The following is an 11,188-nucleotide window of genomic DNA, read 5'->3' on the forward strand; positions in this document are numbered from 1 at the left end:
TGAATTTAGAAACCTGAGTTAAATCGGGACTCCAACGAGAGTGCTGGGAGAAGGTCAATGACTCAACCAAGCGATCGCACCTCGAATCCAATCTTCTGCATTCGTGCTTTTCGCTAACAGGGCATCTTGTCTGACAACTGCGATCGCCTGCGATACTTCACTATTGCTATATCCCAAAGCCAGTAGCGTCATCTCCACATCTTCTAAAATCGCGGCGGAAGGGCCAGTAGTCGTGCTAGTCACCCCTGCCGAGTGACGCCATTCTGCCAGTTTAGTTTTCAGTTCCAGCGCCAGACGTTCGGCGGTTTTGCTACCAATGCCAGGAGTTTTCGCTAAGGTGCGAGTGTTGCCTGTAACGATTGCTTGAACTAAATCTGATAGCCCTAAGGTGTCTAAGAGGGCGATCGCGCCTCTGGCACCAATCCCGCTGACGCTGACGAGGGCGCGAAATAAATCTCGCTCCGCAGCGGAGCCAAAGCCATATAGGAGGACTTGATCTTCTCGAACTTGTTGGTGTGTAAAAACTTGCACCATTTCTCCCGCCGCCGGTAGCTCAGCCTCCAGGCGCGGCGGGATATGCAGTTCGTACCCAATCTGATTGACTTCCAGAATCAGGATGACGCGATTGGCGGTACTTTTCTGGATGCCAGCTACCGTCCCTTTGAGATAGCCGATCATGCAAAGATGTTGAGGATGTAGGATAAGTTCATTCTAAAAAGCCGAAATGCTTCAGACCTTCTAGAATACCTCCAGCGCAATCCGCTTTTGCTAAATAGCGATTAATCGAAGGATTGGCGTAATGCCACTTTAGTAGTTCTGGCTGGGCATTCCCGACAATAATTCCCCGTTCCTCACCGGACTGAAAGAAAGCTACATCGTTGCCAGAATCACCACAAACAACGGTTTGTTCGGGAGGCATCTGAAATTGCTGTCGCAGAAACGTGGTTGCAGTTCCTTTATTGCCTCCGCGAGGTAGGATGTCCAAGTCTTTGCCACTGCTATAGACCAACTTGACATCTAGCTTGCGTTCTTCCAACAAATCTTCTAGCTGAGGAAGAACTTCAACGGCGGCTTCCTCGGCGAGGAAGTAGCTAACTTTAAAGGGGCGTTGTTCGGATGGCGGTTGGGGAACCAGGTCAGAAAAATGAGCGGTTGTGGCGACGATCAAATCGCGATCCCAGTTGTGAGAAAGTTGCTCTACCCAAGCTGGATCTGGTGTATCGCTGCCATCTCGGTAAATTTCCGTCCCAACAGAGAGAACGAGGACATCGGGTTCTAATAGCTCCTGTTCGGTCTTCAGTTCTTGGTAGAGGACGGGGGAACGACCTGTTACATAAACAATCTTTGTCCCGTATTGTTGCCGATGCTGGCTCAGGTGGCGCTTGAGTTCTTCTAGAGCCTCGTCATCGCCTACTAAGGTATTGTCTAAATCGGTCAAGAAGAGAAATGGCTTCACGTTGCTCATTGCTTGGGATTTGGCTACTGGATTATTTTCCTATATGGGAGTTCATTAGGGGGATAGAGAGCGATCGCTTCCCATCACTCCTTAGCGACAATTGAAGATAAAAAAAACCTGGGAGCGTTTTGATAACTCCCAGGCGGATTACTTGAGGTGACATGATGACGAGAATGGGAGGGAATTAATTCTAGATCAGACCCCAGAAGTGCAGGAAGCCTTGACCTGAGAAGATTTCAATCAGCGCAGCGGCTAAAAAGCCAATCATCGCTAGACGCCCGTTCCAAATTTCTGCTTGAGGAGTGAAGCCGTATCTCCAAGCGTTACGATCGTCCATGACGGGAGTGGTTACTTTCTGTGTCTCTTGCATGGTGGGAACTCCGGGTTTATCGCTACGTTTGTTAAGCAATGTTTAGCTTATGTAACTAAATGTAACGATAAGAAGCTAGGGTGGTCTCTATCTGAGGTTAGAGCTATGAGCGATCGCACCGAAAGCTTGAACCGAAAGCTTGAGAGGAATCGCGCGATCGCGTTTTCGCTTTCACTATCTTTCTTTATCACCTGAGAAAAACTGATTCTGCTCAATTCAAGCAATTCTGTATTGAAGTGGATACGCGACAAGTCCGTTCACCCGCAGAATTGCCTTCAGAAATCCCTCTAATTCCTCTCCCCCATGACATTTTTCCGCAAAGCCACGTCCTGGTTGCCTCAGCTAAATTCCCAAGTTTGGATTCTTGCCGCTGGTCGATTCTTATCCGGGATTGGCACTGGGTTTACTTTGTTTTACGCCCCGATTTTTTTTGTCAATCAAGTGGGACTCTCCGCCACGCAAGTCGGGATTGGCTTAGGCAGCGCCTCCATTTCTGGCGTAGTTGGGCGTATTTTGGGCGGTTCGTTTGCAGATTCGCAGTTTTGGGGACGCAGACGCACCCTGTTACTCTCAGCAGCGGTTTCGGCAGTTGCTTCCGTAGTCTTGGCGATTAGCAACAATTTTCACATTTTCGTGGTTGGTAACTTGCTGATGGGCATGGGCATCGGTTTATATTGGCCTGCCACAGAAGCCGTAGTAGCAGATTTGACAGAGGGAGAGCAGCGCAATGAAGCTTATGCCCTAACGCGACTGGCAGACAATTTGGGGATGGGCATCGGAATTGTATTGGGAGGTGTATTAATTGGCACCACGGGGGCTTATCGAGAGCTATTTGTGCTTGATGCGATTTCATTTGTGGTGTTCTTTGGGGTCGTCTATGCAGCGATCGCAGAAACTTACAAACCAGGAGAACGCCAACAACAAGCATTTAGCAGTTGGGCAACGGCACTGCGCGATCGCAGTCTGTTGATTTTTTGCTTAGTGAACATCATCTTCACCACCTATATCTCGCAAACCCAAAGTACAATGCCCCTGTACTTCAGCAATTTCTTGCGTATAGAAGAATCTGGAAAAGGATTTTCCCCCACAACCATTAGTGCTTTATTTACCTGGCACCTTGTCTTAGCCATTCTCTTACAGCTGCCAGTTGTCAGAATATTTAAACGTTTGAGCCATCCCTACGCCTTGTGCATTTCCGCCCTATTTTGGGGATTAGGATTTAGCTTAATTTGGTTTACAGGAGTAGCAGCATCAAGTCAGTTATTGTGGGCAATTTTAGCAATGGGAGTTTTTGCGATCGCCCTTGTCTCCTACACTCCCTCAGCATCTTCTCTGATTACAGTCTTAGCCCCCGAATCTCAACGTGGCGTATATTTTTCAATCAATTCTCTTTGTTGGGCAATCGGCTATTTCATTGGCCCTACAGTGGGTGGTTGGGCATTAGATCAACCGCCAGTGGTGGCGGATGGTTTGTGGCTAGGTTTCGCATTCAGCGTAGCCATCACCATTGCCATTTTGCAGTACCTGAATCGAATTTTGTCTCGCTAATAGAAAGCCGCCTTAGAATGCTATTTTTCATAAAACTTTAACCCTTATGTCAGCATAATCAAAATTATCAATAGGAGATTACTGATACTAAATGTAGTTGGGAAAAACCAGCGAGAATTGTTTTGAACCATGAATCCTTTTTTTTCTTTTCCTGTTGTACTCAGGTAATGTACCAGGATTACTATAAAGAGAGATAGGAACACAAAGACATAACACAAAAAAATGAATCCATCTATAAACGTTAAATATGCCACCCGTGGCAAGGCATCATTCACTGTAAAGCTAAATGCAATTACAGAAAGCATACTTGTAATGCTTATCGACACCTGTGTGCCAAATTCTTTTGGTTCAATCCAAAATACCATCCACGAAATGATTGTTAGTAGTAACAGTGGAATACCTACTTTCCAGATATAAAAGCCATAGTTTCGTTTAATATTAATTTCAAATATCAATCGAGAATAGTAAGTGTTTTCAGGCTCAAACTTTTTCTGTTCTACTCGTGTGGTTACTCCTTGAATGTCCCATTCTGCCAAGGAAACGTAGCTGTCTTTACTGAGTCCACTTAACGAATTCTGTGAAACTAATTTCACTTTGTTGATATCATATTTAAAAGATTCAAGTAGAATATTGACTTTTTGAGAATCGAATGGGAATCTTTTTAAATCTAACCCAGAGGACAAATTTATTTTAAAAGTTTCTTGATAATGAACGGTGCCATTTGTTTCTACACGAACATCATTGTTAGTTTGTTCGCGAAATTCTTTAGAGTTAATAATTTCTAGACCGGGTTGCCAGATATCTTCAATATTATAATATTTTGTGTTTTCTTCATCCTTTTTTGGTTTAAATGCCAAGCGTGGATCTTTCCAAGTAGCAAATAGGTAGCCAACTATCTCAGAACTTTCATTTGCTTGATCGATATTAGCGAAGTTAGTAATATAAATACCAATTGAGACTTCAGTCGGCTTTTTTTGATTAGGCGGTGTTTTTAGTAACTCAGGTGCAGTTTCCAGATTATTTGAGGAATCCTGCGCTTTAACCTGGGGAGAATGTACAAGTAGCAAAAGATAGGTGAAGGCTAAGAAACTTGTGAATCGTTTAATCCGGTTACACTTTTTATTCATCAATCGCCACTTGTGGTAGTTTTGCGGGAATATCTCATTTTTGCAGAAAACTACACTTCTACAATTCAACTAAAGTCGAAGCGAACCGAAGGTCGTCCTTTGAGGACATCGCCCTTGTTTACCGCACATTCTTTATGCTCGTGAAATAATCTATTTTGACAGTACCTATTGCAGTAAACAAGCAAAACGCTTTGAGATAGATTTGCTTGTTGCTAGTTCTGTGAACAATCGTTGTTTTTGCGCCAACAATGGCTAGGCTAGATCGGTCGCCAATCAATTATCGACGGCGTTCCTGCAACTTGCGATAAACATCTCTAACATCAACATGATGGTGAGCTAAAGCAACCAGGGTGTGATAGAACAAATCAGCAACCTCACCCGCGATCGCGTCCTTGTCGTCATCCTTGCAAGCCATCACCACTTCAGCAGATTCTTCGCCAACTTTTTTCAAAATCTTGTTATCTCCACCGGCAAATAGCTTGCTGGTGTAAGAACTTTCGCTAGGATTATCTCGGCGATCGCAAATCGTCGCAAACAAATCCGACAAGGTATCTGCGGGAGGCGGCGCTTTTTCCCCATCTACTTGATGAAAACAGCTGCGTTCTCCGGTGTGACAGGCAATTTCTCCCACCTGTTCCACAGTAACCAGCAGCGCATCGCTATCGCAGTCATAACGGAGACTTCGCACATTTTGTAAATGCCCCGAAGTCGCACCTTTATGCCACAACTCCCCACGAGAACGGCTCCAATACCAAGCTTGTCCCGTTTCCAGCGTTTTCTGTAACGACTCCCGATTCATCCAAGCCATCATCAAGACCGTACCATCCAGATAATCTTGCGCGATCGCTGGCACCAGTCCCTGCTCGTTGTAGCGGATTCGATCGACAGGGATGGATTGGCTTAAAGCAGAGGGTTCAGCAGCTGGCATTTTCAGTACAAATGACTCACTTGTACAAGATATCACTCCTCACCACCAACTGCTCAGCACCCGTTCTAGATGCCTCAGATATTCTTCCGGGTTGTTCGCTAAAGTGAATAAGAGGTTGCAAGAAGCAGTTCCAGGCATTTGCCAAAGATGCTATTTAAGCTGGCTAACCAGGCTGGCTGATTGACTTCTGACAGCGTAAATGAGAACCTTGTGAGCCTTGAAGTCCTCTGTCTACCATCGAAGCTACCATTGAACCGTCGAACTGAATCGCTGAATCGAACTACCAAGTCGAATGCTACCCGATCGGAACTCCTAGGCTGCCTTCCAGAAACAAGAGCAAACACTCACAGGTAAATTCTGATTCGTTTGGTAGGACATGATTGGCATTACCCTCAGTAGGATAATTGAACAGCGTAATCTCTGCGATCGCAGCTTCCGCCTATCTTGAGGCAGAGATTTTATCATCAAAACGAGGAGATAACATTGATTACTTCTACAAATTTGAAAACCACCAAGTCAGAAGAAATATTCGCCGCTGCTCAACATTTGATGCCAGGAGGTGTCAGTTCACCAGTCCGGGCGTTTAAATCGGTGGGAGGACAACCCATCGTCTTTGACCACGTCAAAGGTGCCTATATCTGGGATGTCGATGGCAACCAATATATCGACTACGTTGGCACCTGGGGACCCGCGATTTGCGGTCATGCCCATCCAGAAGTGATTAGTGCCTTGCACGAAGCCCTGGAAAAAGGCACCAGCTTTGGTGCCCCCTCCGTGTTAGAAAATGTGCTGGCAGAGATGGTGATTGACGCCGTACCCAGCATTGAAATGGTGCGCTTTGTCAACTCCGGAACCGAGGCGTGCATGGCAGTTCTGCGCCTGATGCGAGCTTTCACCGGACGCGACAAGTTAATTAAATTTGAAGGCTGCTATCACGGTCACGCCGATATGTTCCTGGTGAAAGCTGGCTCCGGCGTCGCTACCCTCGGCTTGCCGGATTCTCCAGGCGTTCCCAAGACGACAACCAGCAACACGCTCACCGCCCCCTACAATGACCTGGAAGCCGTCAAAGCTTTATTTGACGCAAACCCCGACCAGATTGCTGGGGTGATTCTAGAGCCAGTGGTGGGCAATGCTGGCTTTATTACGCCGGACGCGGGTTTCCTGGAAGGCTTGCGAATGATTACGCAAGAAAATGGCGCGTTACTCGTATTTGACGAAGTCATGACCGGATTCCGGATTGCCTACGGTGGGGCACAGGAGAGATTTGGCATCACGCCTGACTTGACAACGCTGGGTAAAGTAATCGGCGGTGGCTTGCCGGTGGGTGCTTACGGTGGACGCCGCGATATTATGTCGATGATTGCTCCAGCCGGGCCAGTGTATCAAGCCGGGACGCTTTCGGGGAATCCTCTGGCGATGACTGCCGGAATCAAAACGCTGGAATTGCTGCGAAAACCAGGCAGCTACGAGCAGTTAGACAAGATGACAAAGAAGCTCAGTGATGGCTTGCTGCAAATTGCTAAGGAAACAGGTCATGCGGCTTGCGGCGGTAGCATTAGCGCGATGTTTGGCTTGTTCTTCACTCAAGGGCCAGTCCATAACTACGAAGATGCTAAAAAGTCTGACTCGAACAAGTTTAGCCGCTTCCATCGCGGAATGTTAGAGCGGGGTGTGTATCTGGCACCTTCTCAGTTTGAGGCTGGATTTACTTCTCTGGCGCACACAGATGAAGATATTGACCGCACTTTGGCAGCAGCGAGAGAAGTAATGTCTGGGCTGTAAGTTAGTCTCGCTACGCTTTTATCCCGCCAGGAACTTAAGTTCCTGGCTAATCGCTCAAGCCCGTTTTAACGGACTGGGAAAATTAAATTTGAGTTGGATAAACCTGAATTTTGCGATTAGCCAGGAACTTGATTTTCATCAGCCATGCACGTTAGCGCTATATAGAGCGCCAGGGAAAAGTAAGCGCAGAGATCCAAGACTTAATAAATGAATTAGGATTGCTATCTAGACAGTAATTTAAAACGCGAGAAAACCTAATGTCTGCATAGTTTACGCTATCGCTTATCCATCTAAAAATACTTAATTCTGCCTACTTATAGGCGATCTAAATTGAGATAGAATACGAGACCACCCTCAGGTGCGTGGATAATTTGTTCAATAGCGACGGGTAAATCTTCGGGTTGATAAAAAGCTGGGATTTTCTCAAATTTTTCTTCTGATACTTCTAATATTTTAGGCATTTCAGAGACGGGAATGCCTAATTTTTCTTTTTGCTTGATGGTGCAAACAATTAGATAGTGGTAGTCTGTTTCGTGGGATTTTAGAAATAGCGCTGATAGATCGATAAGCGCGATCGCTTCCTGTTCGTATTCCATTAACCGGCGACCGTTGATTAGGGCAGCGTGGGGTGTAAAGGCTTTGAGAACGCGCTGAACTCGGTCAATTGCGATCGCGTACTGTTCGCTTCCCATCTGAAACGAAACCAGTTTTCGCTTGGAAACACGAGTTGAGACGAGAGCTTTAGTCCGAAATCGGCGATTCATAAGTTCTTCAATGTTTAATTAATTTAGCGATCGCTTCTAATAACTGAACTTCGTTGTAAGGTTTAGTAAAGTATTGAATCGCTCCTAACTCTAATGCCATCTGACGGTGTTTGAACCCACTCCGGGAAGTCAACATGGCAACGGGAATCGAGGCAAATTGAGGCTGGGATTTTAGATTTCGCAACAGTTCAAATCCGTCCATCCGGGGCATTTCAATATCGGCAATGATTAAATCGCAGTTTAAGCCTTCCTCTAATTTAGATAAAGCGTCTTGACCATCTTTGGCTTGCGCGACTCGGTAACGGGCGCGAATTAGCGTTAGCGAGAGTAACTGCCGAATCGTGTAAGAGTCATCGACGACCAAAATTTGGGGTTGAGAACTTCCTGTCGGGGCAAGGAGTGGCGTGCTATGTCGTGTCCCTAAATCTGATTTATTATCAACTGAAATTGTGGTGCCGCTTTGAGTATAAAATTGCCCGATTAGATCGTCCACATCTAAAATCGTTACGACCTGACCATCTCCCATAATCGTGCAACCAACAATCCCCCGAGGCTTTGAGAGGGGAAGCGGTAGGGCTTTTACCACGACTTCTTGTTGACCGATGAGACGTTCCACGACTACAGCGAGAACACCTTCACTGGAAGCTAAAACCATCACCGGGATATAGTCCTGGGCAATGGGGTCGGGAGAGGGGCCGTCGGGATGAGGGATACTATAGTGAAGTAATTCTTGCAAACGCACTAGGCGGATAAATTCTTCTCGCCACCACAACATGGTCTGCGTCCCAGCCATTTGAATCTGATGCCCTTGAATGTGGAGAATTTCCTCTACGGCGTCTAGAGGGATTGCTACCGTATTGCGATCTGCTTTAACCATTAAGGCGTCGCTGATCGATAGCATGAGTGGTAATTTCAGGATAAAGCTAGTACCTTTGCCCGGTCGTGAATCTACTTTGACCGTCCCCCGTACCTGCCGCAGATTGGTGCGAACCACATCCAGCCCCACCCCCCGACCAGAAAGTTCCGTGACCTCTCTGGTGGTGCTGAAACCAGGCCAGAAGAGGAATTCGTAGAGGTCGGCAATCGACAGTTCGTCAGCTTGTTCGGCTGCCACAAAGCCGCCTGCCACGACTTTGGCGCGGATGGCTTCCGGGTCAATTCCTCGTCCATCATCGGTAATGGTAATGATGGTTTGTCCGCCTTGGTGAAAGGCTTCAATTTCGATTTGACCGCTGGGGGGTTTCCCCAGGGCGAGGCGGGCTTGGGGAGTTTCGATGCCGTGATCGAAGGCATTTCGCACCAGATGCACTAGGGGGTCGCGCAGGGCGTCTAGCAGGCTTTCATCAATGGTGGTGTCTCGTCCCAGGAGGAGAAGATTGACTTCTTTGTTGTGCAGGCGACACAGATCCCGCAAAGCGCGAGGGAGGTGATCAACCGCCCGACTGAAGGGGACGACTCGCAGTTGCATGACACGCGATCGCAACTGGTCGGTAATGCGGCGGAGTTGATCGGTGCTGCGTTCAAATTTCACCGCGATTTCGTCAACTTTGGTTCCCGAAAGCGCGATCGCTTCGGTCGTTTCAATCACAGATTGAGCGGTAGAGTGAAATTCTGTATATTGATCTAATTCCAATAAGTCGAAAGTCGAGGGCAAAGATTTAGTAGAAGCAGTTGTGGTTTTTACGCGATCGCTTTTGCTATTTTCAGTGCTAAGGCGGTCATATTCTTCTCGGAGCTGCGTTCCAAATTGATTTAAAGCTACAATACTTTTCCGAATGCGCTTCGCTTCAGTGCGTAGTTGAGTTTCTTGTAGTTCCAAATTTGTCCGGTTAATCACTAATTCGCCCACCAAATTCACTAATTCGCTTAAGCGTTCTAGATCTACGCGAATCGTCGGGCGTTGCCAACCTGTGGGGGAAGAAACAGGTGAGGAGTGAGGGCTGAGTGAGGGCTGAGGGCTGAGTGAGGACTGAGGAGAGAGGACTGAGGACTGAGGACTGAGGACTGAGAGAGGACTGAGGGCTGAGGACTGAGGACTGAGTGAGGACTGAGGACTGAGGGCTGAGGCTGGTGTCGAGGAATCCTCAACTGGTAATTCTGGAGTGGAGAGTATTGGTTCCTCAGTCCTGAGTCCTGTCACCTCAGTCCTATTACTGAAGGGTGTCGAGGAATCATCAACTGGTGATTCTGGAGTGGAGAGTATTGGTTCCTCAGTCCTCAGTCCTTTTGGCTCAGTCCCATTCAAAGGCTGTATAGTAATGGCTTCTCCCTGCAATAGCTGAGTGCGGGCAGATTGCAAGTTTTGGGCAATTTCCCATCCCTGTTTTTGGAGGAGTTCTACACTCAGATGGGGGGTGTCAATCAAAGTTCTCAAATACTCAACAATTTGCCCAAATTCTGCCAGTTGCAGCATCCCAGCTACCCCTGAAAGTTGGTAATAAACTTGGTTAAGTGTCGCTATTGTTTGCTCTAAAGTTTCTAATTTAACTTGAGAAAGTTCCGTTTCCAAATGGTTAAAAACCGGAAGTAAATCTTGTTCAAAAATTCTTTTAATAGTTTGCAGGTTTGCCCGATTGTTAAGGCTAGAGCCATTACTGGAAGCAGCGGGCTTAGTATACTGATTTTCTAGCTGGGCTAGAATTTGGGCGATCGCTTCCACTTCAGCTACAGAGGTTGCCTGCATTGTTGCTCTATTATCCTTGCCTTCCGGCTGACAGACTTGGTTGGCGATGGTTCTCAGGAGATCGACCCCTTGCAGCAAAGCGGTAATCGTCGTTGGATTGATTTGGGATAAATCAGCGCGATCGCGTAGAATTGCAAAGCTATCTTCCAGGCAATGAGCCGCTGTTGATAAGGTTTCAAAACCAAACATCAAAGCCGAACCTTTTATCGAGTGGGCAGCTCGAAATAGGTTTTGAACGGCTTGCGATCGCGCTTCAACTTCACTGCTGCTTTCTATCAATAAAAGATTGGCTTCTAGGGATTGCAGGAATTCTTGAGTTTCAGTTACAAAGATACCGATTAGCTCATTGAAATCATCCGAATTCATACTTTTTTCCTTTAAATAAGTCAGCCTTTAGACGTGACTTTGGATTTTATTTAATTCATCCCCATCTTTGTGACAATGCTACCTATCAAATATGCTAATTATTGCTTAATTGTTAGTTAAAAAACTTGCCTGGTGTAAACATAAATCGGAATGGTATTAAA

At 46.5% G+C, this 11,188-nt stretch carries 9 protein-coding genes; 2 read left to right on the top strand and 7 right to left on the bottom strand.

Annotated features, from left to right (window positions below; all coding sequences use genetic code 11):
• Positions 1-54 precede the first annotated feature (54 nt).
• The 3 genes from ruvA to NDA03_RS02385 all read right to left on the bottom strand — a co-directional run bounded on the left by ruvA (position 55) and on the right by NDA03_RS02385 (position 1,826).
• Positions 55-678, bottom strand: a complete 624-nt coding sequence (gene ruvA, locus NDA03_RS02375) for a Holliday junction branch migration protein RuvA (RefSeq protein WP_190688357.1) — start codon at positions 676-678, stop codon at positions 55-57.
• A 28-nt stretch (positions 679-706) separates the two neighbouring features.
• Complete coding sequence (locus NDA03_RS02380) at positions 707-1,456, bottom strand: sucrose-phosphate phosphatase (protein WP_190415900.1); 750 nt, start codon at positions 1,454-1,456, stop codon at positions 707-709.
• Between the two features lie 190 nt (positions 1,457-1,646).
• Positions 1,647-1,826, bottom strand: coding sequence for a chlorophyll a/b-binding protein (locus NDA03_RS02385; RefSeq protein ID WP_190415851.1), 180 nt, complete (start codon positions 1,824-1,826; stop codon positions 1,647-1,649).
• Between the two features lie 303 nt (positions 1,827-2,129).
• On the opposite strand from NDA03_RS02385, the gene NDA03_RS02390 reads away from it, so the two are divergent.
• Positions 2,130-3,374 (top strand): MFS transporter, encoded by a 1,245-nt coding sequence (locus NDA03_RS02390; RefSeq protein ID WP_190688355.1) that lies wholly within the window; start codon positions 2,130-2,132, stop codon positions 3,372-3,374.
• Positions 3,375-3,418: 44 nt separating this feature from the next.
• On the opposite strand, the gene NDA03_RS02395 is transcribed toward NDA03_RS02390, so the two are convergent.
• Positions 3,419-4,501, bottom strand: a complete 1,083-nt coding sequence (locus NDA03_RS02395; RefSeq protein WP_190434494.1) for a hypothetical protein — start codon at positions 4,499-4,501, stop codon at positions 3,419-3,421.
• Between the two features lie 277 nt (positions 4,502-4,778).
• Entirely contained in the window at positions 4,779-5,429 is a 651-nt protein-coding gene (gene hisIE, locus NDA03_RS02400; protein ID WP_190415845.1) for a bifunctional phosphoribosyl-AMP cyclohydrolase/phosphoribosyl-ATP diphosphatase HisIE, read from the bottom strand.
• Positions 5,430-5,915: 486 nt separating this feature from the next.
• Here hisIE and hemL point away from each other — a divergent pair, with 486 nt between their 5' ends.
• Positions 5,916-7,214 carry a glutamate-1-semialdehyde 2,1-aminomutase gene (gene hemL, locus NDA03_RS02405; RefSeq protein WP_190415898.1) on the top strand — a complete coding sequence of 433 codons (1,299 nt, stop codon included), beginning with the start codon at positions 5,916-5,918 and terminating at the stop codon, positions 7,212-7,214.
• A 314-nt stretch (positions 7,215-7,528) separates the two neighbouring features.
• Here the strand turns inward: hemL and NDA03_RS02410 are convergent, their stop codons facing one another.
• Entirely contained in the window at positions 7,529-7,978 is a 450-nt protein-coding gene (locus tag NDA03_RS02410; RefSeq protein ID WP_190415843.1) for a chemotaxis protein CheW, read from the bottom strand.
• A 7-nt stretch (positions 7,979-7,985) separates the two neighbouring features.
• Entirely contained in the window at positions 7,986-11,027 is a 3,042-nt protein-coding gene (locus NDA03_RS02415) for a hybrid sensor histidine kinase/response regulator (protein WP_348237183.1), read from the bottom strand.
• Positions 11,028-11,188 lie beyond the last annotated feature (161 nt).

Source organism: Trichocoleus sp. Lan (assembly GCF_039961855.1).
Classification (GTDB): Bacteria; Cyanobacteriota; Cyanobacteriia; order Cyanobacteriales; family FACHB-T130; genus FACHB-T130.

Bases quoted from the DNA above. Each gene is read 5' to 3' on its own strand.
- NDA03_RS02385 (WP_190415851.1), bottom strand. From the start codon at position 1,826: ATGCAAGAGACACAGAAAGTAACCACTCCCGTCATGGACGATCGTAAC.
- NDA03_RS02410 (WP_190415843.1), bottom strand. From the start codon at position 7,978: ATGAATCGCCGATTTCGGACTAAAGCTCTCGTCTCAACTCGTGTTTCC.
- hisIE (WP_190415845.1), bottom strand. From the start codon at position 5,429: ATGCCAGCTGCTGAACCCTCTGCTTTAAGCCAATCCATCCCTGTCGAT.
- NDA03_RS02395 (WP_190434494.1), bottom strand. From the start codon at position 4,501: ATGAATAAAAAGTGTAACCGGATTAAACGATTCACAAGTTTCTTAGCC.
- ruvA (WP_190688357.1), bottom strand. From the start codon at position 678: ATGATCGGCTATCTCAAAGGGACGGTAGCTGGCATCCAGAAAAGTACC.
- NDA03_RS02415 (WP_348237183.1), bottom strand. From the start codon at position 11,027: ATGAATTCGGATGATTTCAATGAGCTAATCGGTATCTTTGTAACTGAA.
- NDA03_RS02390 (WP_190688355.1), top strand. From the start codon at position 2,130: ATGACATTTTTCCGCAAAGCCACGTCCTGGTTGCCTCAGCTAAATTCC.